Source organism: Leptospira harrisiae (assembly GCF_002811945.1).
GTDB lineage: Bacteria > Spirochaetota > Leptospiria > Leptospirales > Leptospiraceae > Leptospira_A > Leptospira_A harrisiae.
The window spans coordinates 212,298-237,916 of record NZ_NPDX01000006.1 but is presented as its reverse complement, the minus strand read 5'-3'; the positions used below and the strand labels follow the sequence as shown (position 1 = coordinate 237,916).

Annotated in this window: 26 protein-coding genes; 7 read left to right on the top strand and 19 right to left on the bottom strand. The window is 37.5% G+C overall.

Going from position 1 to position 25,619, the window contains the following annotated elements; genetic code table 11:
• Window positions 1–35 precede the first annotated feature (35 nt).
• Window positions 36–926, top strand: coding sequence for a protease HtpX (gene htpX, locus CH364_RS17340; protein ID WP_100744997.1), 891 nt, complete (start codon window positions 36–38; stop codon window positions 924–926).
• A 104-nt stretch (window positions 927–1,030) separates the two neighbouring features.
• Window positions 1,031–1,564 (top strand): adenine phosphoribosyltransferase, encoded by a 534-nt coding sequence (locus CH364_RS17335; RefSeq protein ID WP_100744998.1) that lies wholly within the window; start codon window positions 1,031–1,033, stop codon window positions 1,562–1,564.
• A 41-nt stretch (window positions 1,565–1,605) separates the two neighbouring features.
• On the opposite strand, the gene CH364_RS17330 is transcribed toward CH364_RS17335, so the two are convergent.
• Window positions 1,606–2,643 (bottom strand): ATP-binding protein, encoded by a 1,038-nt coding sequence (locus tag CH364_RS17330; protein ID WP_100744999.1) that lies wholly within the window; start codon window positions 2,641–2,643, stop codon window positions 1,606–1,608.
• Between the two features lie 31 nt (window positions 2,644–2,674).
• Here CH364_RS17330 and CH364_RS17325 point away from each other — a divergent pair, with 31 nt between their 5' ends.
• Together CH364_RS17325 and CH364_RS17320 are read left to right on the top strand one after the other, a co-directional pair.
• Window positions 2,675–4,222 (top strand): S1C family serine protease, encoded by a 1,548-nt coding sequence (locus tag CH364_RS17325; RefSeq protein ID WP_100745000.1) that lies wholly within the window; start codon window positions 2,675–2,677, stop codon window positions 4,220–4,222.
• Between the two features lie 4 nt (window positions 4,223–4,226).
• On the top strand, window positions 4,227–5,705 hold the full coding sequence (locus tag CH364_RS17320) for a PDZ domain-containing protein (protein WP_100745001.1): 1,479 nt from the start codon (window positions 4,227–4,229) through the stop codon (window positions 5,703–5,705).
• Here the strand turns inward: CH364_RS17320 and CH364_RS17315 are convergent.
• The 6 genes from CH364_RS17315 to CH364_RS17290 are packed head-to-tail and all read right to left on the bottom strand — an operon-like array spanning window position 5,702 to window position 12,380.
• Complete coding sequence (locus CH364_RS17315) at window positions 5,702–6,916, bottom strand: AZOBR_p60025 family cell surface glycopolymer formation protein (RefSeq protein WP_100745002.1); 1,215 nt, start codon at window positions 6,914–6,916, stop codon at window positions 5,702–5,704. The two genes, CH364_RS17320 and CH364_RS17315, sit on opposite strands and share 4 nt — an antisense overlap.
• A gap of 14 nt (window positions 6,917–6,930) precedes the next feature.
• Window positions 6,931–8,499 (bottom strand): hypothetical protein, encoded by a 1,569-nt coding sequence (locus CH364_RS17310; RefSeq protein WP_207762311.1) that lies wholly within the window; start codon window positions 8,497–8,499, stop codon window positions 6,931–6,933.
• The gene (locus CH364_RS17305) at window positions 8,472–9,194 is read right to left on the bottom strand and encodes a glycosyltransferase family 2 protein (protein ID WP_100745003.1); all 723 of its coding nucleotides are present in this window, start codon (window positions 9,192–9,194) and stop codon (window positions 8,472–8,474) included. The genes CH364_RS17310 and CH364_RS17305 overlap by 28 nt, the downstream gene beginning before the upstream one ends.
• A 1-nt stretch (window position 9,195) precedes the next feature.
• Window positions 9,196–10,236: an NAD-dependent epimerase/dehydratase family protein gene (locus CH364_RS17300; protein WP_100745004.1), complete on the bottom strand. Its 1,041-nt coding sequence runs from the start codon at window positions 10,234–10,236 to the stop codon at window positions 9,196–9,198.
• A complete protein-coding gene (locus tag CH364_RS17295) occupies window positions 10,226–11,701 on the bottom strand; it encodes a nucleotidyltransferase family protein (protein WP_100745005.1) in 1,476 nt (491 codons plus the stop codon). Before CH364_RS17295 ends, CH364_RS17300 begins: the two co-directional genes overlap by 11 nt.
• Before the next feature lie 34 nt (window positions 11,702–11,735).
• On the bottom strand, window positions 11,736–12,380 hold the full coding sequence (locus CH364_RS17290) for a hypothetical protein (RefSeq protein WP_100745006.1): 645 nt from the start codon (window positions 12,378–12,380) through the stop codon (window positions 11,736–11,738).
• A gap of 138 nt (window positions 12,381–12,518) precedes the next feature.
• On the opposite strand from CH364_RS17290, the gene CH364_RS17285 reads away from it, so the two are divergent.
• Window positions 12,519–13,892: a peptidase MA family protein gene (locus tag CH364_RS17285; RefSeq protein WP_100745066.1), complete on the top strand. Its 1,374-nt coding sequence runs from the start codon at window positions 12,519–12,521 to the stop codon at window positions 13,890–13,892.
• Here CH364_RS17285 and CH364_RS17280 read toward each other — a convergent pair.
• The 11 genes from CH364_RS17280 to speE form a co-directional block, all read right to left on the bottom strand.
• Window positions 13,846–14,907 carry a DUF1574 domain-containing protein gene (locus tag CH364_RS17280; protein ID WP_100745007.1) on the bottom strand — a complete coding sequence of 354 codons (1,062 nt, stop codon included), beginning with the start codon at window positions 14,905–14,907 and terminating at the stop codon, window positions 13,846–13,848. The genes CH364_RS17285 and CH364_RS17280 overlap by 47 nt on opposite strands.
• Before the next feature lie 84 nt (window positions 14,908–14,991).
• Window positions 14,992–15,354, bottom strand: a complete 363-nt coding sequence (locus CH364_RS17275; RefSeq protein WP_100745008.1) for a PLU-1-like domain protein — start codon at window positions 15,352–15,354, stop codon at window positions 14,992–14,994.
• A gap of 57 nt (window positions 15,355–15,411) precedes the next feature.
• A complete protein-coding gene (locus tag CH364_RS17270) occupies window positions 15,412–15,867 on the bottom strand; it encodes an SRPBCC family protein (protein ID WP_100745009.1) in 456 nt (151 codons plus the stop codon).
• 97 nt (window positions 15,868–15,964) lie between these two features.
• A complete protein-coding gene (locus tag CH364_RS17265; RefSeq protein ID WP_100745010.1) occupies window positions 15,965–17,278 on the bottom strand; it encodes an SAM-dependent methyltransferase in 1,314 nt (437 codons plus the stop codon).
• Complete coding sequence (locus tag CH364_RS17260; protein ID WP_100745011.1) at window positions 17,235–18,035, bottom strand: DUF1365 domain-containing protein; 801 nt, start codon at window positions 18,033–18,035, stop codon at window positions 17,235–17,237. Before CH364_RS17260 ends, CH364_RS17265 begins: the two co-directional genes overlap by 44 nt.
• A gap of 8 nt (window positions 18,036–18,043) precedes the next feature.
• On the bottom strand, window positions 18,044–19,315 hold the full coding sequence (locus CH364_RS17255; protein WP_100745012.1) for an NAD(P)/FAD-dependent oxidoreductase: 1,272 nt from the start codon (window positions 19,313–19,315) through the stop codon (window positions 18,044–18,046).
• A 26-nt stretch (window positions 19,316–19,341) separates the two neighbouring features.
• Window positions 19,342–20,169, bottom strand: coding sequence for an orotidine-5'-phosphate decarboxylase (gene pyrF / locus CH364_RS17250; protein WP_100745013.1), 828 nt, complete (start codon window positions 20,167–20,169; stop codon window positions 19,342–19,344).
• Window positions 20,166–21,035, bottom strand: a complete 870-nt coding sequence (locus tag CH364_RS17245) for a hypothetical protein (protein ID WP_100745014.1) — start codon at window positions 21,033–21,035, stop codon at window positions 20,166–20,168. The genes pyrF and CH364_RS17245 overlap by 4 nt, the downstream gene beginning before the upstream one ends.
• Window positions 21,032–21,757, bottom strand: coding sequence for a hypothetical protein (locus CH364_RS17240; RefSeq protein WP_100745015.1), 726 nt, complete (start codon window positions 21,755–21,757; stop codon window positions 21,032–21,034). Before CH364_RS17240 ends, CH364_RS17245 begins: the two co-directional genes overlap by 4 nt.
• Complete coding sequence (locus CH364_RS17235; protein WP_100745016.1) at window positions 21,747–23,003, bottom strand: hypothetical protein; 1,257 nt, start codon at window positions 23,001–23,003, stop codon at window positions 21,747–21,749. The genes CH364_RS17240 and CH364_RS17235 overlap by 11 nt, the downstream gene beginning before the upstream one ends.
• 6 nt (window positions 23,004–23,009) lie before the next feature.
• Window positions 23,010–23,855, bottom strand: a complete 846-nt coding sequence (gene speE / locus CH364_RS17230) for a polyamine aminopropyltransferase (protein ID WP_004787861.1) — start codon at window positions 23,853–23,855, stop codon at window positions 23,010–23,012.
• Window positions 23,856–23,996: 141 nt separating this feature from the next.
• Between speE and CH364_RS17225 the strand changes: the two genes are divergently transcribed.
• Both CH364_RS17225 and CH364_RS17220 read left to right on the top strand, forming a co-directional pair.
• Window positions 23,997–24,437: a hypothetical protein gene (locus CH364_RS17225; protein ID WP_100745017.1), complete on the top strand. Its 441-nt coding sequence runs from the start codon at window positions 23,997–23,999 to the stop codon at window positions 24,435–24,437.
• A gap of 83 nt (window positions 24,438–24,520) precedes the next feature.
• Complete coding sequence (locus CH364_RS17220; RefSeq protein WP_100745018.1) at window positions 24,521–24,910, top strand: DUF302 domain-containing protein; 390 nt, start codon at window positions 24,521–24,523, stop codon at window positions 24,908–24,910.
• Between the two features lie 98 nt (window positions 24,911–25,008).
• Here CH364_RS17220 and CH364_RS17215 read toward each other — a convergent pair whose 3' ends face one another.
• A complete protein-coding gene (locus tag CH364_RS17215) occupies window positions 25,009–25,413 on the bottom strand; it encodes a hypothetical protein (protein ID WP_100745019.1) in 405 nt (134 codons plus the stop codon).
• Between the last annotated feature and the right edge of the window lie 206 nt (window positions 25,414–25,619).

Genomic DNA, 25,619 nt, shown 5'->3' with positions numbered 1-25,619 from the left:
AGGTTCCCTGAGAACCTTAAGGAGAACAATTTCCTATGACTTGGATCAAACGAATCGGTTTTTTCCTGTTAACCAATATTTTGATTATGACTACGATCTCTATCGTAACCACCTTACTTGGTTCGATGGGATTTAGTATCCGTGCTTATGGTTTAGATCTAACGCGTCTCATTGTATTCTGTTTGATGTGGGGTATGGCGGGATCATTCATTTCGCTTTTACTTTCTAAAATGATGGCGAAGTGGACGATGGGTGTCAAAATCATCGATCCTAAAAAAGCTTCTGCACCTGAGATGGATGTTTATCGCAGAGTACAATCTTTGGCACAAAGAGCACACCTTCCCATGCCGGAAGTTGGTATTTACGAATCTCCTGAAGTGAATGCTTTCGCAACAGGACCAAGTAAATCCAGCGCACTCGTTGCTGTTTCCACTGGTCTTCTCAATCGAATGAATGCACAAGAGTTGGATGGTGTACTCGCTCACGAACTAACACATGTTGCCAACGGTGATATGGTGACTCTTACCCTCATCCAAGGGGTTGTGAACTCATTTGCGATGTTTATCTCTCGTATCATTGCCTACTTGGCAGCCAATGCAGTAAAAGAAGAGATGGCACATATCGTAAGAATTGTTGTGACAATCGTTCTAGACATTGCATTCTCGATTCTTGGTTCAATGGCTGTTGCTTATTTCTCACGCCAACGTGAGTTCCGAGCAGATGCTGGTGGTGCCAAACTTGCGGGTAGAGAATCTATGATTTCTGCTTTAGAATCATTGCGACAAATGGTAGAGATGCCAGAAGATCCGAGAGGCGAAGCTTTGGCTTCCTTTAAGATCTCTTCCAACAAAGGTGGATTTCTTTCCCTATTTGCAACCCACCCTGCATTAGAAGAAAGAATTTTGGCTCTCAAACAAATGAGATAAAATCTTTTAGATACAGTATTTACGGTATCAAAGAAGGAAAGGTCGGCATAAACGCCGGCCTTTTTTTATTGCAATGCTCTAGTCTTCTTTGGTTTCATCCTATTATGTCCATTGTTAAATCAAAGATTCGTACCATTCCCGATTATCCAAAACCAGGAATTCTATTTCGCGATATTACTTCCCTTCTCATTGATCCGGAAGGATTCCAACTCACCATTGGGATGTTTGTAGAACGATACCAAAATGCTAAACTGAATAAAATTGCGGCCATTGATGCGAGGGGTTTTATCCCTGGGGCGGCATTGGCTTTCCAACTCGGCGTTGGATTTGTGCCCATCCGAAAAAAAGGGAAATTGCCAGGCACCACTATTTCCGAGTCTTATGCATTGGAGTATGGAGTGGACCATGTAGAAATCCATACTGACGCCATTAGCCCTGGGGACCGTGTTTTGATTATGGATGATTTGATTGCTACCGGCGGAACTCTGGAAGCATCCATCAAACTCATCCAAAATTTAAAAGGTGTGATTCATGAATGTTCCACAATTATCAACTTACCCGATTTAGGTGGTGCGAAACGAATTAAAGATACATACGGAATTGATGTATTTTCTATTTGTGAATTTGAAGGACACTGATTCTACAAAATAAAAAATAAACTAAAAACAAAGAGTTTTGGTTAGGTTGCGGATTTCCAATCAGAATTCTTTGTTTTGTCGACTCGGATGCTCACTTCATTCCCAAGAAAATTCCAACGAACCACAAAGAGTTTTTTCAGAATATGAATCCCTCTTCCGCCTGTTACTAATTTTCTGTCCGACTCGATGGGACTGGGAATTTTGCGTGGATTGAATCCCTTTCCACTATCAATCACATAAACATCAATGAACTTACGTGATTCAAATACATGTACCGTAATAATATCATCTTCTCTTTTACCCCCATGTTCTAAGGCATTGTCTAAGGTTTCATCCACAAGTATCTGAAACCAAAAACTATCCATAATATGACGCCAATTTCTTTTGTCATACAAACTCCAAAGTTTTTCTTTGATGAGTCTGGAATTGGATCTTGTGGCAGGGATTTGTTCTTCAAAAATTTTTGTAGACCGCTCAAAAATAGAAGAAAACGGATGAGTTAAATAGTCCTCTGTAAAGGAATAATGGAATAAAAAAACGGCAAAACAAAAGAGAAACAAAAGGTTCATAAATAGAAATGAATGCAAAAAATATTTGGTTGTTAGCGGGATCCAATCTGAGAAAAAACAAAGAATCAAAAAAAAGACACAGGCAAAGAAAGTAGCAAAATAAATATACTCCATAAACTTCTGAATTGCTGGGAAATTGAATCGTAATTTGGCAATGATCAAATAAGAAAACGCAAAAAAAGCCAACGCATAATATGTATTATAATAATATTTCAATAAAATGAGACTTGCATTGGGATATACTTCATTGAGTAACCCCAAGTCCACAAATAAAAGCATAATCCCCATTCCCAATACAAAAGAACAAATGACTACCAAACGAGAAAAGTTACGAAAGAATGTAGGAAATTGTAATCCAAAGAATAAAAGGATAAATGATTCGAAAACTAAATAGGTAGAGATGATATGGGGTTGGTTTAAGATTTGGTTTTCTAAGAACAAAGTATCACAAAGGATTGTCAAATCTCCGATACAGAAAAAAGCAGCGAGGATTGAAAAACTTGTTTTCATTCTTGTTCGCGGATTCTTTCTAAATGAAACGATGCCCGCAATCAGCGAAAAAAAGGCGGTAACTCCAAATATGGTGGATTCAAACAAACTCATGCAAAAACAAAAAAAAATTCTCATCTCCCCATTTTACTTTGCGAGTACTATTTTATTTTTAATCAGTTTATTCCTAATTCCTCTCACTGCGAAAGAATCCAGTCAATCCATTGACGAAATTAAGAAATCTGTAGTCCAAATCCGAGTTTTTTCACAAGCAAAAGACCCCTTTTCCCCTTGGATGTCGTCTGGAATTTCAGCTTCTACCGGATCAGGATTTTTAATTTCCAAAAACCGTATCCTAACCAATGCCCATGTTGTTTCAAATGCTAAATTTATGGAAACCCAAAGAAACAACCAAACGGAATGGTATGAATTAAAAGTATTGTTCATCGCCCATGATTGTGATTTGGCATTACTTGAAGTTTCTGATCCAAAATTTTATGAAGATAGTAATTATTTAGAATTAGGTAGTTTGCCAGAACTTGCAAGCCCAGTTGACATCATTGGATACCCCATAGGTGGTAGCAAAATTTCTGTTAGTCGAGGAATAGTATCTAGAATAGAACAATCCACTTATGCACATTCACAAATTGATAGCCATTTGGTTGTCCAAGTGGATGCAGCGATTAATCCAGGGAACTCTGGGGGACCTGCCCTGCAAGATGGAAAAGTGGTTGGAGTTGCATTCCAAGCTTCAACTAAAGGAGAAAACATTGGTTATATCATTCCAACAGCAGTCATTCAACATTTTTTGAAAGACATTGAAGACGGTATTTATCATGGATATGTGGAGTTAGGAATCCAAACACAACCATCTTATTCTGAATCACATCGACAATATTATGGAATTCCCAATGGAGAAGAAGGAGTTTTTGTTACTAAGGTTTTAAAAGCAGGTTCTGCCGATGGATTTTTAAAAGCTGGAGATTATTTAACTGCCATTGATGGACGTAAAATTGGTAGAAACGGAAACTTATTAGAAACAAACTCAATCGATTTTTTGGAAGTGGTAGATAATAAATTTGCGGGAGATGAGATCCGATTTGATCTTATCCGAGATAAGAAAAAAATAAACGTAAAGTTTCCTGCTAAAAAAATGATTCAAATGGAAAACCAAAGAGCCAGGTATGGAATCAATTACGATTATCTTATGTTTGGTGGTCTTTTATTTCAAACAGTCAATCGAGATCTATTAGAAGCTTGGAGTAAAAATGGACAAACGCAAGGTGGAAGTCTTTTAGTTTATCGATTCTATGATGCCACAACTCTTTCCGACGGGCAATCAGAGGACGTTGTATTATATCGAAAGTTACCTCACCCAATTAATTCCAATTCTGATTTTTATTTGAATATGGTAGTAGAATTTGTTAATGGAACGAAGGTAAAAAACCTAAATCATTTAAAAGAGCTTCTGCAAACTTCCACAGACAAAACAATTCGTATCCAATTTTACGGAATCCAACTGCCTATGATTTTGGATCGCGAAGAATCAGAAAAAGTAGATCTAGAAATTAAAAAATCATACCACCTAACAGGAAATTAAGATCATGAATTTATTGAGCCAAATTTTTCGACACGTTTTCATTTTCTCTTTTTTTCTTTTTGCAGGACAGGTTCATTCCAAATCAATTCCAGTTGGTATGACAGATGCATCTATCCTCCAAGTGAAGGTGACGGTCCAGTATCCTCATTTCATCCAACCTTGGAGGTTTAAAAATCCAGAGATCCGACAATCAACGGGGATTTACATTGGTGATAACAGAGTTTTAATTCCTGCGCAGGCAGTTTATTTTTACACAAGTATCGAAATTAAAAAACCAGATGCACTTAAAGTTTTCACCGCGGACTTAGAAAGAATGGATCCAGACTTAGGACTTGCGATTTTAAAATTTAGTGATCCCAATGCATCCAAAGATCTAAAAGCAGTTACTTTTTCCAACGAGATCTTTTTGCCTGGGACTGGTCTTGTGATGGAAAGTAAAGACCAAAGGAACCTTGAAGAAAAAAAAATCAGAATGATCCGATTGGATATGGAATCTTATTCAAGTGGTTATGTAGAACTTCCCTTTATTGAAATACAATCTGAAGAAAAATTAGATGGTGTGGGAGAACTTATCGTTGATGTAAGTTCCAGAATTCCACAAGGAATTTTATACCAATTTAAAGAAAACAATACGGGAAGAGTGATCCCTACTTTTTCGATAAAACACTTTATTGAAGGGAAAAATTTTCCGTTCAAAGGATTTCGATTCAAACCGTTAATTGACAGTGCCACTAGAAATTATTATGGATTGAGAAAGGACGATTTAGGTGTTCTAGTTGCAGAAATTTACCCTGGTTCCCCTGCTGAAGGAATTTTACAATTGGAAGATGTTTTATTAGAAGTTTCTAATTTTAGGATTGATCCAAAAGGTTATTTTGATCACCCAAAGTTTGGGAAACTCAATGTTTCCTATTTGTTTCATAACACAAATGATTCTGATTCCCCTTCTGGTAAAAAAATCAAACTTAAAGTGTTTCGAAACAAAAAACCTGTTTCTCTTGAATTAGATTTAAAACCAATTTCTGAATCCTCCATTCGAATTCCTTATGGAAATTCTAGATTCCAAACACCCAAATATCTAATGTTAGCCGGAATGATCTTCCAAGAACTATCGGAACAGTATTTAACAGAACATGGAAATCAATGGAGAAATCGAGTTAGTAAAGAACTTCTGTATTTAAATGATTTTTATCGTATCAAAAGAAATTCAAACGAAGGAAAAGTAGTTTTTTTATCACAAGTATTACCACTATCAGGAAATAAAGCTTACCATACAGCTCAGCAGATGATCCTAAAAACAGTTAATGGAAATCAGATCCAATCTTTGGAACAATTACAATCTTTAATCAAAGGAACGACTACTCCTTTCATTCACTTTGTGATGTCAGACGGGTTTGAATTGATCTTTAAAAAAGAAGAAATCCAATCATTAAACGCAGAGGCAAAACAAAGTTTTCAAATTCCAAAGGATTCTAATTTTTAGAATCCGACTTGGTAACCTAATTGTTTTGAGACCAGTAGCACCTTTACAAAAAACAAGCCAAGAATAAACAAAGTTACTAAAATATATTCTTGGTTTCGAACTGTTTTATCTGCATTGATCAACAATAACAAAATCGGAATAGAAAGCGTAAACATTCGAGATACATTTTCATATACTGACCAAAAATGATAATACCCAGCTGTCCCCACCATAAACATAATCAGTAAAAATGAAATTCGAAATTCCCATCCTTTTCGAATTTGCCCAGTAAATGGCAAAAACAATCCTAGAAAAAATAATACTACCAATGGGAAACGAGATAACAACCGAGCCAAATCTTTCCAATTGGTCCCGCTGGTTATCAACCGCCAAATGGATTCCATATAAGAAATTAAACCTTCCAAAGGTAAAATAAAATCAGTTAGGCGACCCGGTCGCCAGTTTGGGAAACGATATGCCAAATACAAATGCCAACAAACAGGAATGACAAGGACCAATCCAACTACTATGATCCGTTTCCAATCTCTGCGAAATACTGCAGCAAGACCCAAGGGGAATAACAAAAACAAAGCAGGTTCTTTCGTAAGGATTGCTAAACTAGATAGAAGTACAAAAGGGATAAAATTTTCTTTTACATAGTAGTAATAAGCAATGATTAATATGGAAACCATTACAGAATCACTAACTAAAACATAATAACTCCCCAATGCAAATGGGCTTAAGAGGTACAAAATTGCATATGGTTTTGTTTCTTCATTGAGAAGTTTACGTAAATAAAAATAAGAAACTAAAGTAAGGCAAATATTCCAAAAATACATCCCAAAGATTGCGGCAGATTTTCCAAAAAAACCGAATAGAGCAATTAACAAAGGATAACCTATTCTTGGTGCGCGGTATGATTCATCAAAACCCTTTGGCCAATTCAGATGAAACTCAGAAAGTGGTCTTGAAAAATAATAAAAAATTTGACCATCGTAACCTGCACCCAAATCTCCTGATTCCCCTTTGAATAAGATGGCCTTCTCTGGAGTTTCTTTTTGGTTTTGCAATGCAAACTCATAACCAAAATTTACCATAGAACTAGGATTCCATTCGTATTTTTTCCAGTAAGCGAACGTACTCAATCCCCAAATCAAAACGAAAGACAAAACTGTAAGCCATTGTCTTGAATTAAAAAATAAAAAAATCGGGGTGAATCGTTTTAAAAGCATCTGTAAACTCCAGACTAAGGATTTAATTTCGAAATCTTTGACTCTAATGAATTGGAAAAAATATTACTATAGAATTGAGCACCTTCGTAAGTTAGATGGTGTGGATCAAAAAAGAATCTAACATCATTTACAGCTTCTGTGTGATCAATCAAAGTCTGGCCTCGACCTTCTAAATGAGATTTTAAATTGGAAATCCAATCTTTTCTCCATTGCGAATTTTTATAAAATGCAAATTCAATTGGGTTCTCAGGACTCAAAATCAAAACAAAAGGGATTTTATTTTGATAGAAATAATCAGATAACGCAAGGATTCGATTGAATTCCAACCAAGGCTCAAATGAAACTTTGTTAACATTTTTTTTGGCTTCACGAACTTTATGCAATCTCCATAGTTCATTTCTGGATTCAGCATGGTGAATCATTCTCTCAAAATAATCAGCTTTGAATTCTTCGACAGACATTTTCAAATATCTGGCTTCATCCCAATAATCCCCGCGAGAATAAGATCTATTTTCAATCTTTTGCGGCCTGCAGAAAAAATGAGCTAATCGGACACCAACAAGTTCATCCTTCCCATAACGAATTAAATTTACTTCTTTTGCTGTAGGTAACGGAGCTATTACTTGAATTTGTACATCGCTCCATTGTTTCGATTGATCAATTAGCGAATCCCAATGTAGATCGTTCCATCCAGATTGTTGAAATGTCTTCTCTACTTCATACGTAGGGACTTGATTCATAGGTGAATTTTTACGATCGAAAAACCGAAATATTATTTTTGTGTTTGGTTTTTCGAAATAAATAGACTCTTTATTCTTTTTTTCTGAGCAAGTTATTGTCGCTGTCTCTTTCGTCCATCCTTTCGACCAAATACCTTCTCTAGGTTTCTCTCCCTGATAAATATGGTATTTTCTTCCACTTCTAAAATGATTATCTACATAGACTAGTATCGGATCCCAAAAGAAAACTCGAAATCTACTTGCATAAAACAAAGATTTGGTGGCTAGTTTAGAAATTATCTTTCTAGGCAACTTGGTCCAATAATCTTTTAAATAATCTTTAGGATAGATAGTTTTCGCTGGATATCTATCCCCATACTGTAATATCCAAATATCTTCATTAAATTGAAATTTGCCATCTTTGGGTTCTAAATATTCCCACTGTAAGTCAGCAAAATTATGTAAATATACAACTAAATCTGGATGAGACTCGCGGAGGTTTTCCTTATAATAAAAAAGATCTGTGGGAGTCATTGCCACATGCGAAAAAAAAGAATATTTTGTTTTCGAACGATCATTTATATTGAGTTTATCGGGCAAAACAGAATATAACGCCACCGAACTTCCAGTGATGATGGTTCTATGTTTGTCTTTTGTAGACTGTAACTCTTTTGTTTTGTGTATAAAGTTGTACCAAGGAGAAGAGTCCCATTCCGTCTCATTGGGAAACATAAAATATAGGTCAAAAAAGAAAATGCGATCTAATAAAAAAATCCCACCAAGCAAACTACAGGTGATAAGAAAAACTCTCCATTTCAAACCGAAACGAGATTGGTTTACGGATATTGAGGGATCAGTTTCCATTTTCGTAACAAAAGTTTTTTTGCAAATTGGATGGCTAGTTTCAAAACTTTACGGTTAAAACTGCTATTGGAAAAAACATAACGGATGGACAATTCCTGAATGGATCCATCATTGTTGGCAACGATTGAAAGAGCTTCCATATGGAAATCAAAAGCTACAGATTCCAAAGGGTAATCTGCAATTTTTTGAACCATCGGTTTTGAATACCTTCTGTAGCCACTTGTGCAGTCTCGTAAGTTTGCACCAAAAAGATTGAAGATTCCCTTGGATAAACAATAGTTCATCACTTTCGCAGCTAACCAGGATATGAACTTACGATACATTGGTACATTTACGGTAGAAGTTCTGGAACCAATGACTAAATCACAATTTGGGAAAGATTGGAAATCTTTCAAATATCCCGCATCATGCGAAAGACCGGCATCCATTGTAATCACCCAATCATACCCTTTTTGTACAGCATACTTCATGCCATCTTGGATTCCTTTTGGGATATGAGTATTTTTTTCATGGCGAATGACATGAAGGCGTTTGCCAAATTCCTTTTGTAATTTTGCCAAAATGGCGGGTGTCGCATCTTTACTAGCATCATCCGTGACAGAAACATCTGCATATACGATTGCACCCCGAACCACTTCTTCAATGGTATCGGCTTCATTGTATGCAGGAATGATGACTAAGGTTTTATTTGTCATTTTACTTCCCAGTAATATTGAATACGTCCTTGTTTGCTTCAATCCATTTGAGAAGTCGCGTGACACCTTCCTTTGGTAGAATTTTTGGATTAAATCCGAATTTTTTTGCTTCTTTGATGTCGCAAATAAAATAACGCATGTCTCCCGGTCTTTCCACTTCAAAAAGAATTTCCTGTTTTTTACCCAGAATTTCTCCAATCAAATGAATACATTCTAAAAGGGAAATTTTATGCGGGCTAGCACCACCAATATTATATACGCCGGGAATCGGATTTTTAAAAAATTCTAAATATGATTTAGCACCATCTTCTGCATGTAAAATATCTCGAGTTTGTTTCCCTGTTCCGAAAATACGAAGTGGCAATCCAAAAACAGAACGAATAGCAAAGTTTGCCACCCAACCATGATCTTCACCACCAAACTGACGTTCGCCGTAAATTCCAGTAAAACGAAAGCTAGCTGCCTTTACGCCGTACATATCAGTATAAGAACGTACATAGTGTTCAGCACTCATCTTCGAAGCGTGAAGGGGAGAAATTTGGCCCACCATAGTTGGTTGTTCTACAGAAATCTCTACAGGATTTCTTTCGTAAGAGGTTTTTCCTTCCGTTAAACTATCATTAATAGAATTTCCATACACATGGATGGAAGAAGTATTCACAACAGGAATTTTATGTTTACGAGCAGCTTCCATCACATTAAACGTTCCGATCACATTGGTTGAAAAATCAAGTTCAGGATCTTCCCAAGAGATAGTCATGGCAGGTTGTGCAGCTGTGTGGATGATATAATCGCAATCCGCAGAACGATCGATCAGATGTTCTAAATTCCGAATGTCACCTCTTACCATTGTGACACCTAGAGACTTTAAATAATTCCAGTTATAATCACGAGTGGCGTCCGATCCATAACCTGTCCGTTTTAATTCATATTTTGTCATGTTGTCAAAACTAACAACATCCCAACCTTCTTTACGAAATAATTCACAAACATGGGATCCTAAAAATCCGCATCCGCCTGTTACCAATACTTTATTCGCCATCGCGATCTTCTCCTAGGTAAAACTTTTTAGATAAAATTAATTTCATAATATGGATTGAATCAGAAATCATATCACGTAACCGGTATTCCACCTGACCTACTGGTTTAAAATATGATACGGGAATTTCAATACAACGCATATGAGACCTTACAATATCGATCATCAGTTCTACAATGAACTTACGATCTTCAACAACAAGTTGTGGTTTAACTCTTTCATACGATTCGCGCCAAACAGAGAAAAACTGGCAATCTACATCAGTAAATCTTGGTTCTTGTCCCCACCAAAATACTTCTACCAGTTTTCCCATTAGCAGATTTACCAAACGATAGAGTGGTTTTAAATTAGAACCCTGTTCGATCATCTGTCTTGTGGTACGAGTTCCAATCACCATATCCGAATCTTTCATATATTCCAGTAGTTTTGGGAAGTCTTTGGACCGGAATGATCCATCAGGCGAAACAACAACAATGATATCACCTGTTGCGTATTCAATTCCTCTTCTTACTTGTTCCCCTAACCTTGTAGAATCCCCTTCACCAGGAAAAGTATAAGTTTTCACTTTTTCTTTTTTGCTGAGAGCCAAAGTTTCATCAGTGGACTCATTATCAATGACGATGATTTCATTGAATTTGTCTTTAAAGTCAACAATCACATCGGTGATTGATCGTTCATTGTTGTTGGTTGGGATCACCAAACTTGTTTTAAACTTATGAAATAAATCATTTCTCACTTCATAAACTGCATGATAATAATCTTGCATGGAATTGATGTTGAAGTATTCACAACTAAGCATCGTTGCATACACTCCACCTTTGGACTCTTTTGCCATTTTATCAATGACGTCGGTAATTTCAATAACACCTGACTTGGGTGAGGCGGGGGTTTTTTTAAAAAATTCAAAATACTCTGGAGTAAAAAAATAACTTCCTAAACCTAAAAGTTCATTAGGCGGGTTTTCTGGTTTTTCAACTAAATTTAGAATTTTATCATTCTCTAATACTACAGAGTAGTTTTTGCGGATTCTTGAGAGTAATGATGTTTTGACTATCCCTATGGATGCAGCCATATTGGGGTGTTTTTTTAAAACTTTTAAGAAGATATCGTGATCGGTTCGGTAATAAAACTCATCCCCAAGGATTGTTAAAAACGGTTCATGAATTGTTTTTTCAAGACTTGCTACATCAGAGGCCAGACCTCTCTCTGTCCAGTCCACTGGTTCAATGACAACTTTGGGTAATACGGATCGAATGTGGTCAATCTCCGCAATGATTTGTTCTTTGAGATGGCCAACGAGTACATAGACCTTTTCAATTCCAAAGGTCTTGACCATCAGTTCCACATTCCGGTGGAGGATGGATTTTCCTTCAATGACGAAGAGGGGTTTTGGAATGAAGCTGGTTCGGGGATATGCTCGGGTTCCTTTTCCGGCAGCCGCAATGACCCCAATTCTGATCTTTTTCAATGTAAAAGGAAAGTCCCTGGAATGGACTAGTGGGTCAATTAGAAAAGGTTCGTTTCCATCGGTAGAATTGTAATCCGGGTCGAGAACTGTATCCTTGGAATGGCTCCCAAACCCGCTTAGAAGGATTCCAGGACTTCTCTGGGTTTCCACCCATTCCGTTCAAATGGAAGCCCCAAATCCCTTCCGAAGTGATCTCTGGAGCATCAAAACGGACTGCCACTGGACTGCCAGGCTGATGGTCCAAAACATAGGGCAAAGGTACCTCCTTCCAAGTCCCGAGTAAGGACTCAGAAAGAACCAGAGAACCAGAACCCTGAGGCCCTAGGCGAAACTCCAAATGGTCACAATCAAATCGCCGCAACAGTGCCATTTTTTTCCCCCAGGTCTCTGTGGCTCGGATTTGGCAAGCTTCCGGTACGAGAATGAGATCCTGGCCTTCGCGAGTCACTTTTCCTACAAACAAAGCCTCTTCCCATCCTCGGGATTTTTGGAACCGGAGTTCCTGGGCGTTATAAAAAGAGTTTCCCTTTTCCGTAAAAATTTCTATTCCTATGATTAGGTAGCCATTCTCCGTCGGAAGCCTTTCGGAAAAATATAAACCATCTAGTGACTTTGCAAAGTTTGGATTCGTCCAAAAGAAAGTCAGGGAAAAAAGGCCCAAAATTAGGAATTTATGCATTTGAAACGATTGATCCTTTTTCCTTTCTTCCTATTAACATCATTTACATTCTATTGCAATCTGGTTAATCCACAAGTTCAAAAAAATAACGATCTCGTTTTACTCCTGGGAGCTTATGCGCTGGCAGGGAGTAATTGTGTGAATGGTCCTGATCTTTGGGCAAGAGACCTAACCACTCAAACCAGTGTTTGTGTAGGCGTTGATTTGGTTAGTTCAGGTACCTATGTTGAAGTTTACAAAGAAAGGTCTTTGTCGGTTAATTACGACTTATTAAAGTTTGCTCGTGACTTTGATACAATCACCTACCCGACTCTCATCAACACATTTGGTACACCAAGTGATGTGGACGGAGATGGTAAAGTAAAAATCCTGGTGATGGACATAAAGGATGGAGCCACAGCAAACAGCGCTTATGTGGCAGGATATTTCGATCCAATTAATTATTTCCCTGACAATTTATTTTCAAGGGTTAGATCCAATTATGCTGAAGTCTTGTATATGGATGGGAAAGAACTAATTGTAGCTCTTAATCATGATCCAAATGCGTTTGCTTCCACAGCTGCTCATGAATTTCAACATTTACTCCGTTATCCACGAATGCGAGCAGCAAACCAAACCGACGAACTTTGGATTAACGAAGGCACAAGCGAAGTAGCAAGTGATATTGCAGGTTATGGGCCTCAAACCAGTCGGTTGGATTGTTATTCAGGAGTGAATGATTCTCGTTGTTTAGATGGGATCAACGGGGTTTCACTTTTAGATTGGGACAGCAGTAATTCCGATATTCTAAAACAGTATTCTTTTGCTTATGTATTTATGCGTTATCTCTATGATATCTCTGGTACCAATGACCCACAGAGACAATCCTTCTTTCGAGAAACCGTAATCGGAGGATCTGGGACAAGAGCAAATTCTACAGGGAATCTCATGAGTATATTCAGAAATACAACGTTTGCACCCAATTTTGATGCCACCTTACTCGGGAATCAAAACTCAGACGTATTCTTTAGAATTTTTACTCTTCTTACGGCACAAAGTTTCCAACTTAGTGACCTCAGCTCCGTCCAACAGGTAACCAGTGATGGTGCAGCACCCACTAACATTAATTTATCGACCGCATTGGCGAGGTACCCTCTTTCCACAAGTCTAAACAGGATCACTACAAATCCTGTTGCACCCACAAGCTTTCGTAGTTCTATCAAACAAGGTTCTGCAAACTTTTATACATCGGCATGGGGAACCCCTTCCATTCCAGCTAATTCCAGAAAGAACTATGGGCGAGTGGTGGCTGCTAATACAAAAGGTGTTTTCTTTTGGGCAGACTCACCTTCAGGTCTCAGTGCCAGTGTGAAGTATGTTCAAACTAATGAAGAAGGAACAAGTCTCACAATACCTAAAAAACCAAGATCCCTCAAATCAGTGATTGAATCTTCCTCTGGGCCTATTCCCATTTGCGGGATTGAGTTTACAGATGATTTGGTTCGTACTTCCGAAAGTATTCCAATAGAATAGAACGCATCAAACTTCTGTAACAATCTTTTGCTACGTGGCCACCATCCGCAAACGCATTACAAGTGTAAGATGGATCATTTTTCAGTTTCAGTATTGAAAAATTTCGACTTTTTGTGATTTGGTCGATCTCTTTTTCCCAAGTTTTGACTAAAGCTTCTTTTTCCATCAAGGCTTCAAAATCAGGAGAAGAAAGAGGCCAGATAATCACGGTTTTGATTTTTTCTTCTTTTAAACGGTCCAAAATTTTTTCATAAAACCCAAATTGCATTGGGCTACGAACATAAGATGCAAATAACCAATCCAAAGTTCTATGGCTTGTCATCTGAAGTGAATTTGAATCTTTCTCCATATAATTATCAATCGGAGAAAGTCCATTTCCATTGTGGGTTAGAATATAATCATAAGTTGCCTGGTGCATTCCGATGGCATTGTCCAAATATGGATTTTTATAATTTTTCCACATTTGGTCTATATAGGGTTTATAAGTTCCTACTGCAAAAAGTTTGCGCCCTAAATAAAATGATACATGGTCTTTTCCAAACAAACTCAGATTTGAAAGTACATAGGATAAATCAAAACTATAGGTCAGATTTGAACTTTTGAATACAGAATTTTGATTAAACTGGTTTGGGTCAGTTTCCATTACCACCAAATCTGGTTTGATCCCTGCATCCAAAACTTTCGTGAGTTGAAAATCATAATAGGCAGGAGTTGTCACTGCTGAAGAAAGATTATAAATATCCCAATCTGGATAAAAAGAAACAAGCTCATCATGATCAAAATATAAAAGGCGAGAAGAACCCAAAATGATCATGATTTTTTTTGTTTTTGGAGTGTTTACTCCCGGTTTCTCGACAATTAGTTTTTCTAAAAAGTCTGATTTAGCTTTGTAATTAACTGCTGTTAAATCAATCTTGGCGATTGTCTGGATATAGGGGATTCTAAATATGGAATCTACCAAAAACAAAAATAGTAAAAGGATAACCGGGTAAAAAAGAAACCGTGCCTTGAGCATATCTGAAAGGAGAAAGGAAACGGATTTAATTGTAAAGCGAATTGAGACAACTCCCCCAAGCTTTCAGTCGAGGGAGAGGAAAGTTTAAGCGACTTGTGTACGAGCGAGTTTGCGTTTCTTTTTCAGATTGATAAACCAATCATCCGCATTACGAACATGGCTCACCAATTTCTTAACATATTCCCTGTTTTCAGGATTCAAAATCTCACGTGCTTCTTGAATGATTTCTTCCACAGTTTTTACATGAAAGGTAAAATAACTGGTAAAGAGTTCATAATACTCTCTATCTGTATTCTCCCAGTCCTTTGACTGAATGTCTGCATAAAATTCAGATAACTGTGGTATGTCGATCTCAGGTGTCGCATCAAAATGATTGTTCATCATTGCGATCCGGTCAGTTATATCAGTTAATTTCTGGAAATACGTTTCCAATTCGGGATATTCCATCTTCCAGCCCTCCTTAACAACCCTACTTTTACCAGGATTTTAGAAAGGCCTTAGAGATCAAGATTTTTTAAAAAACTTTGTGATGTCTGGATTTTGTTTTAAGAAGTCTTTTAAGTGTAAAGCTTGTCCATCCCATGCCTCTTTGGCACCTTCTAGCCATACATCAGAACTTTCTCCATCAGGGAATCCTCCGTTAACAATTGTTAATTGGGATGATTTATCACCTTTAGATTCAAATAATAATTGTAAATAAATGGCACCGGTTGGGTCAGCTGGATGATCTTTCCATTCCATCACCAATTCACGTAATGGTTCTATTTTTTTGTATATGCCATGTGTGGTGAAATCACCTTCTAAACCTAATTTCCAAGTCCAAGAGAAATCCCCACCCACCTTTGGCCTTCCTCTTACCTCATCTGCTAACCAATGGACTAACACTTCATAGACGGTAACACCCGACCACAATCGTTCTATTGGTTCATCAAAGGTAAATACGGACTTAGTTTCTCTCATAGACAGAGTAGTAAAGAGATGGGTTTTCCTTGGCAAGATGTTTTTTGGAAGGAACTACCGACAGGTTTCCCAATCGGTAGTCAGGTTTTGTACGAATTTAGAGATTTAGGTTATTGGGTCTAACATAAACAGATTGGACTACACTAATGTTTCGCATCTGAAAAGCAGCAGCACAATAAGCCAAATAATATCTCCATTTTCTGATAAAGGTTTCGCTATACCCTTGGTTTCTAACTTCTGTCAAATTTTCTTCAAAGGCTTTCAACCATAACCGAAGAGTCTTCGCATAACTTAAGCCCATGTCTTCCAAATGGAATAAATACATATCACCTGTACGATTGATGGCTTGGTTCATACGACCAATAGAAGGTAACAAAGAACCAGGGAAGATATGTTTTTGAATGAAATCAATTCCATTTTTGAAAGAAGTAAATCTAGAGTCAGGGCAGGTGATGACTTGTAAGGCCATAATCCCGTCTCTTGTCAAAAGGTCTTGGCACTTTTGAAAGAAAGTTTCATAATAAGCATCACCTACCGCTTCTAACATTTCAACGGAAACAATTTTTGTAAATTGCCCTTCAATCTTTCGATAGTCTTCAATTCGAATTTCTATTTTGTCAGAAAGGCCTTCTTTTGCGATCCTTTCTTTGGCATAGGCATATTGTTCTTCAGACAGTGTAACGGTAGTCACACGACATCCATAGTTTTTTGCGGCATGGATGGATAAAAAACCCCAACCACTTCCAATTTCCAACAGGTGATCCGCAGGATTTAGTTTTAACTTTTGGCAAAGTTTGTCCACTTTTCTAGTTTGTGCTTCTTCCAAACTATCTTCCAATGATTCAAAATAAGCAGAACTATAAGTCATCGATGGATCGAGAAATAATTTATAAAATTTATTTCCTAAATCATAATGTTCTACTATATTTTTTTTACTTCCGGTTAGGGTGTTTTTCCTCAGGAAATGCAGGAATTTATTGCCTAAATTGAATAAATCTAAGTGAAAAAGTTTCTTTTTTGCACCAGAAAGACTTGGGCTATCATCCACATTCAATATAAACCATGAAATAACATTTTCAATGGAATCGGTTTCCCAATCTCCTGTTAAATAGGATTCGGAAAATCCAATATCACCATATAACACTGATTTCTTGAAGAATGCAGGTTTTTTTACATGGATCAGTGCAGAATGAAATTTTGAATCCACTACTGCACTCGGATCTCCTAACGTTATCTGTTCTCCATTCGGGAGGATCATCCGAAGGGATCCCCGTTTCATGGAACTCATGGCTTTAAAAAATATCTTCCTGTAAATGGGAAATTGTTCTAAGGTAGACTTGTTCTTTAATTCGGTAAAAAGTTCTGAATCAATCGTGTCTTGTAAGAGGGACTGGTTCTGTGATTTTTCCAAGGGGAACTCCTGTTTGTTTCTCTAAGTTTTGGTGTTTCGAAATGTACGGAATTTTTTTGATCCAAAGTTTGAATGCTTGCCAATGAATCAATGTTATTATTTTGACGGTGATGAATGGAAATTGGGTAAAAAGTTTTAATAAGTATTTTGATTGGAATGGAATTTTTTTTCCAAGAAAGGAAGTAGTTAAAATTCGTTTTCCATTTTCAAAAGAGTCGACACCAATCTGCAATTGATCATTTGGAATGTTCAATCGAAACTCGAATTCAGAATCCAAACTAATAAAAGGAGAGACATAAAAATTTTTAGGTTCTCTGATATAAACTTCTGGATTTGCAATGGTACCTTTTGCTTGTTTAAAATAACCCAAATAAGGTTTGATCTCACCAAAGGTATTCCCCACTTCCGCAATGGATATAAGTGGATTCCCTTCCGTATCATAACAAAAATAAAAACTCACAGGATTAAAAACATACCCCAAAACGCGGAGATTGGTGAGAAGAAATATCTTTCCAATGTTTGAAACTCCCGAAGCTTCCAAAAAGGACTTAACGTTTTCGTAAATTGTTCCTTTTTCAAATTGAATATGATCTTTGTCATAAAAGGAAAACAAATTGAAACGATTCCGAGAAAACCAAAAACTTTGGTAGGCCAACTGGTCTATCTCAGATAGATCCAAATAAAAATTAAAAATCCTGTATTTGAATTTGTTAGGTTTCGGGGCGGTACGTGTATGGAACACATCCGCCGCATACATACATGAGTTTAATTCCATGGGTCCCTTTTTAAAATGCTACGCGAAACATTGACTGCTGATAAAAACCCATCTTCATGGAATCCATATCGAAAGTAAGCACCTGCATAATAGATCGGACCATTCTCGTTTAACTCTGGCAAACGATTTTGTCCAAGAGATGCTTCCACAGAAAAGAGCGGGTGTTCATAATCTATTTTTTGAATGATTTTTTCTTTTGCCACACGACCCGGGTCGTTGATGGTCACAAAATAATTTTGTTTTTTAGAAACATTTTGCAGACGGTTCATCCAATAGATTGTGTAAGGGTTTTGTTTTCTCTTTTCATCTTCTACAATTTTATAGTTCCAACTAGACCAACAAGACGATACTTTTGGCATATCACTCTCATCTGTATGTAAGGTGGCAGTGTTGTGTTGGTATTTGTATAGAGGGAGAAGTTCACTTTCCAATTTTGTAGGATTTCCTAACAATTTCGCAGAAATATGCCCATGAGTGGCAAGTAAAACTTTATCAAAAGTTTCCTTTTTTCCTTCACCAAACACAAGTTCCACCTTCCCTTCACTCGTACGGTTTACTTGTTTGACTGGGGAATTGAGTCGAAACCTGTCTTTGATGGGAGGAATGATTCGTTTGATATATTCATGAGATCCACCATCCACTGTATACCATTGGTGTTGGGTATTCAGACCTAAAAATCCATGGTTGTAAAAAAATCGGATGAGTGATTTTGCTGGAAATTCTAACATCAAATCAGGAGGGGTCGACCAAACCGCAGAACTCATAGGGATTAAATAAAAATTTAAGATATCTTTCCCATATCCAAAAGTCTCCATGTACTTTCCCAAATCCCAGGAATCATACTTGGGATCGTCTAAAATTTTCGGAGCCGATTTGTTGAACCTGTCAATCTCAAGTAACATCTTCAAATACCGAGGGCGAATTAGATTTTTTTTCTGAGCAAATAACCCAGAAAGCCCCGATCCACAAAACTCTAGTTTGGTGGGATCATGTTGGACACTAAAAGACATATCCGATTTTTTAGTGGGAACATTTAATGTTTGGAAAAGTCTAAGTAAGTTCGGATAAGTCACATGATTAAAGACGATAAATCCAGTATCAATCGGAATTGATACCCCATCTTCTTCCACCAATACTGTATTTGTATGACCACCGATATAATCGGCACTGTCAAAAATGGTTAATTCAAAATCGTTTTTTAAAAAATATGCGGAACCAAGACCTGCGATTCCTGTACCAACGATAGCTAAAGATTCTTTCACTAGTTTCCCTTTTGGTCATTAGACCATCAGAGAAAGAGTTGGTTCATTTCTTTATGCACTTCCTCTGCTTTCTTTTGTGCAACTTGTCCGTAATTTTCTTCTACCGAACTAAGGGTGATCCCCCTAGAAGAATTAATCAAAGAACGTTTTCCCGATGCTTGGATGATGGATTGTAAGTCTCCACCTTGTGCGCCAAATCCTGGGATGAGAAAATACAATTCAGGATGACGTGCACGTAATGATTGAATCTCGGATGGATGTGTACCACCCACCACAAGGCCTACTTGGTTCGGATACTCTTCACCAAGTTTTGCCATCTGGTCACTTACCTCTTCATACAAATAAATATCCTTTCCCAATAGTTTTTGTTTTTGAAAGTCTTTTGAGCTAGGATTTGATGTGAGTCCAAGTACAAAAATATACCCACCCAAGTCGAGGTATGGAACCAAACTATCCCGGCCCATGTACGGATTGACGGTAAGGGCATCCACTCCTAGAGTATCAAAAAAATACTTCGCATACTCTTTGGAAGTATTGGCAAGGTCACCACGTTTGGCATCCATCACTATGGGTACTTCAGGTGATACTTCTTTCATCAAACGAACCATATGTTCTAAGGCAAAATACCCTTCAGCTCCTAACCTTTCAAAAAAAGCTACATTTGGTTTCCATGCCGCCGCATAGGAATGTGTATAACGAATGATAGTTTCTGTAAAATGGACAAGTGGGGCTTTCGAATCCAAACTGACTTTTGGTAACTTTTCCAATTCGGGATCGAGACCAATACAAAGTAAAGACTGCAAATCATCCCTACGCGAATTGAATTTTTGAATGAAATTGGACCTTGGGCTCACTTGGGTTCCTTAATTTGGATCTTTTGTTTTCGTTTTTCTAATTCCATGTCAATGTCTCGTTTTTTATAACGACCATAAATATGACCAGGAATGACTGCCACCGCAGTGATGGGATTGGCGACCACGTCCCCAATGGCACCTCCTACATATGTTGAGTAAGCAGGAGTGAGTAATTCATAAGATGAATCTAACTGTTCTCTGTCATTTTTTTCTGCAAAATAATTAAGAGCATCATCAGAGGCTCTTGCTTCATGATACAAAGCCCCCACTACCGGGAGTGCATAAACCGCAGCGTAGAGAGTTCTTTTTTCTCTCTGTGCAAAGTCCTTTGCATGCCCCCCTTCATGAATGACAACTGGTGGTAAATCTGAATACACATTGATTGTGTTCGTAAAAGAATTGTAATGGTCTCCACCAATCGTTCCCGCAAACAAACGTCCCGGCAAAAAAGTATAAGCAAGCAAAGAGATGGATCCAAAAAAATACCGAACTACCGGATTGATATTTTTATTTTTAGGAAGTCGTTTCCATTCTGAAAGAGGAGCATATTGGTTGAAACGAACTTTGACATCCCTTAAATTATTTTCTTTGATATAACGAATCAAATACTCTTTGGTTTCTTTCGAAATATAATGGTTGTCTGCCTTTAAATTCCAAAGGACAAGTTTGGAAGGGAGAGAAAAAATCCAATTTCCTGTTTGGTCCAAAATCCAAACCGGTTCCCCTTCTTCAAATTGAGGATCGTCCTCTGAAAATTCAGGACTCGGTAAATATGGGTTCCCGTAATTGTATGGTTTTTCTAACGAATAACAATAAGAAAGATTAAAACCCAACCAAAAGAGTATGAACAATACATGGAACTTCATAAACTATCAAGAATTTCCTTTAATTTCGGATCCACTGGCTCTTGTTTGGTCGGAATGCTTTTAGGTTTTAATGGAATTTGTTCCGGAGACGGTTCGACTGATGAACTTTGATTCAATCCCGACACAAGTTCCAACGTCGTAAAAAATTCAGTTAATGAATTTCTACCCAATTGATTTAATTGGTCCTCTCTGTTTCCTCGAAATCCATTATAAGGAACATACCATATCAAAGGAATCACCGTGATGATACTTCCTGTTAAATAACAATTAGTTACACGCGAATCGATTTCATCATAATAGGAAAAAGTTTCTTCCGGAATTCCAAGTATTTGAATCCGGGCTTTCATTCTCACAAAACTTATGTTTTTGGAACACCTGTCCAAAGAAACAAGTTGGTATTCATCAATAAAAATTTTTCCACCACGGTCGAGTAATAAAGGAAATCGATTCCCTCGAATCGAAAGTTCCTTTCGAATCAAATACGACAAAGGGCCATATTCATTGGCCAGTCCCTCTGGGTCCGCAAAGTACCCATCGTAAATACCCATCTTCATTCGATTTTCGTCTTTTACGAAAATTTCGATATGATCCATTTTTTTAACATAATCAAAGGCTGTTTCCTTAGGGAAAGGTCGATACACTCGAAGAGAAATCCCACAACCGTACCAAAAAAAAGAAACTAGAAAAAAAATGAGGTAATGGAATCTAAACCTAAAAAACATAAGTATACCCAAGATAAAAATTCGAAATCAAATAACTTCGGGAAGCGCGTTTGTCCCGACCATCTGCCTCATAAAACGCTGAACTCAAATAAAAATCTCGAACCCCTGTGATAAAAGACTCTTCATTCAAAGCACGAATCGCAGGCGCATAGGATTCATTAGCTCGCCAAATATACTGGATGATTTGAAATCCCAAATGGAATTTATGATGATCTAATGGTTGCCAGTTGGCCTGGGCCAACAAATCAATTCCAACCATAGTGGTTTGTAATGGTTTTTCAGAAAACAATGAATAGGCTTCTTCACGTACTGTGGCACCTTCTGCAAACCGTGGCACACCACCCATTTGAGTTAAGATATCCCTTCTATATTGAAGTTTACCCAAAGGAGTGAAAAACATCTCTCCACCCATTTCATAAGAAAAACCTTCTCCTAATTTATGATAAAATCGAAATCCCGTACTGGGAGCCAGATATCGCATTGAATCTCGCAGAATCCCTGTTTGTCCCAAAGTTTGGGATGTAAAAACAGAATTTGTATGGAAGGAACCAGCTCTTAATCCAAAATCCCAACTATATCCAATATTTTTGGAAAATTCTTCGTAAATTTTAAAAACTAACTTATGTTCGGCGTTATAAAGCCGATCAGAATGGAAAGCCGATTGGTTGCCACCCAAATAACCTAATGAAATAAAATCGTTTGTGGTTTGAAATTGGAAATAGATATATTCCAATCCCCATTTCGCCGAATTGTGTTTGTATGCCACTCGTGGCGAAAACGAACCGGAAACCGGGTTTTTTTCCAGTTCATATTGATAAGGAAGAGTTCGTATATTTTGATACCCAATCTGCGACCGGGGGTAATAAGGCGTTCCTGCTTGGAAAGCTACTCGACCATCGTCCATGGCCCATTCTTTCCCAGGAGAAAAAACACCACTTTGGCTTAAAACCCTAAATCCAATTTCCCAAGTTCCCTGATGGAATTCCAAGAAACCTTTATTTGCGGCAGAAATATTGGAAGTGATCGGATAAATGTTTGTTTTATAGTCTCTGTTATTGAACTGATCAGAACGAAGGCGTTTTACTTTTAACCGAAGTTCCTCGGCTTTTTTTGGATATCCTCTTTCTTCATAGGATTCCGCCTCTAATTCCAACTTTGTTGCTTTTGTTTCCTGGGCCCAAAGGAAACTGGACCCAATCTGGAAAGAAAAAATAAGAAAGAAAAAGAGAGAGGAAACTTTTTTCACAAAGTTTTAACCTTTCCGTTTGATATAAGCTTTTGCAAATTCTGGTAGAACAAAAGCCGCTTTGTGAATTTCAGGACTATAGTATTTGAGACCTTTAGGAACTCGTTTTGGATCTGGCGTTACCGAATAAGGATCTATGGCATTCGATAAAAAAGTAAAACCAATGATTCCAGAAGGATAAGTAGGAATGGTTGTGTAGTAGTAGCCATACTCAGGAAAAATTTTAGGAATAAAATCAAAGAGAGAGGAAATTACATCTCCATGATACCAAAAAGATTCTGCTTGCGTGGCAATGATTCCCGTTGGTTTTAAGGCACTTGCCATATCCCGAAAAAACGGTTCTTTGAATAAAACTTCAGCAGGACCAACAGGATCACTCGAATCCACAAGAATCACATCAAAGCGACCTTTATTGTCACGAGCAAATTTGGCTCCATCATCATAGTGGTGAATGACCTTGGGGTCTTTCATTGCATCTGCACATTCAGGAAAATATTTATAACTAATGTCCACAACTGCTTTGTCAATCTCGCATAACACAACTTCTTTGACAGAAGGGTGTTTTAAAACTTCTCGAACCGTTCCCCCATCTCCCCCACCAATCACAAGGACAGATTCTGGATTGGGATGACTCATCATAGGAATATGTGCAATCATTTCATGATAAGAATGTTCGTCTTTGTTTGTAACCATTGTTACACCATCAAGTGTAAACATTCGGCCAAAGGATTGTGTTTCAAAAATATCGATTTTTTGGAAGGGAGATTGTAGGCTTTCGATTGTTTTTGTTACCCGGTAACTGACCGCACGCCCTTTTTCTAATTCCAATTTTTCAGTATACCAAATCTCCATTAATTTCTCCTAAGGTTTCTCTCTTTAAACCAGATTTGATTTGGGAATAAGAAGGTGTAGTTTTTTTTAAAGTTTCTTTGTTTGTTGCCTATGAAAAATTCAACTTGGCGGGAACTGGGTGTTTCGGTTCCATTGCCTTGTATGCAGAAATATTCCCGTGTTTTTTACCTGCTTGGTTTTTTATCCATGCCCCTCTTCATTTTGTTACTTGTTTATGGGTATATCAAAATCAATGAAATGGTAAGTGAAGAAATCCATTGGGGCCATAACAAATCCTTTGCCTTTGGACAAGCATCTCGTGAAGGAAAACTCATCCTCCTGGCAGTTACCAAATCCCGTTGCGAAATGCTACAAGGATTGGAATGTGGCGAAGGGAAACCAGACCTTGGCACTTATGTTCTCCTCAATTACACACCAAGAGAACAAGAATTCCAAACGCTGATTTTGGATGATCGGTTTGTTTCTTTAAAAACAGAACCTCTCCCGCAATATTTCCTACTCAATTCTTCAGGAGAAATCCGTCACATGTCAAAACAACTTCCCAGTGTGGAAGAAATGCAAAAACTTCCCAAAAAGGAATGATCTTTTTCCTCACTTAAATAAAATTCTCTTGCAAGTTCCCAAATTCAATATACCCTATGGGGTATAGACCCAGCGGAGGATTTATGTTAGGACTCACCGTTCACAGAAAAAAAAGTTTTGAAGAAACAATCACCGACACAACCGAAGCCTTAAAAAAAGAAGGTTTCGGGGTTCTTACCACCATCGATGTCAAAAACACTCTCAAAGAAAAAATTGGAGTGGATTTCAAACGTTACACTATCCTCGGAGCATGTAACCCAAGTTTTGCGCACAAAGCCTTACAAACCGCAGACGAAATTGGATTATTACTTCCCTGCAACGTAGTGGTCACCGAAGAAAAAAACGGCGAGACCAAAGTTTCCATCTTTGATCCTATGACCATGACCAAACTGGTACAAAATCCTGAACTCGAAAAAATTGCCAAAGAAGTGCAAGAAAAACTAATCCAAGTCATCCACCACTTACACGAATGAATTTGTCTTTTTCGTAAATTTTACAGGCGCCTCGCCAATGGGAATTAGTTTTCACATACTTCCCATTAGGCGATCCCGCTGTCCGCTCCAATCTTTATTTACTTACAGAATGCGGGTGGATTCTGTTTAGCACTCTTAACCCGAGTATAACAGACGGTTACTCCTTCCGTCGTCATTCCAAATAAATTCAAAGTGCCACCAACCGGATATTGTGCAGTCGATGCAGGACCTTCAGACCAGTTGATATTATAATTTCCTTCGCTTTGTTTCATGAGTAATCCCTTTACAACAGTGCCGCTACTTTTGTAACAAGATTTGATATCCCGGTTGTTACTAATGATGAGCCAAGCTGTGGCACTCGGGCCAGGATTTTGAACACAATTATTCGTTAATATCCAATTCCCTTCTAAAATCGTTTTAGATTCTTCTAGAGATGTTTTATCACCCGACTGACAATAAAAAACGGTAACAGCCAAAACAAGAAAAAAAATAATTTTCTTCACAACGAACTCCTTTGTCGAAATATATTATTTCTACAAGAGGATAGTAAAGACTAGAAAACGAGAGGTTTGTCAAACAGAAATGTGAGAATTTCCATTTATTTTTGTTAGGTTTCGTTTTTGTGAGTTTCCTGTTTTCTCGGAATCAGATTTCAAACTGTAAAATTGTACAAAATTGAAAGTGAAAAATCTAAACTATTTCCTTTACA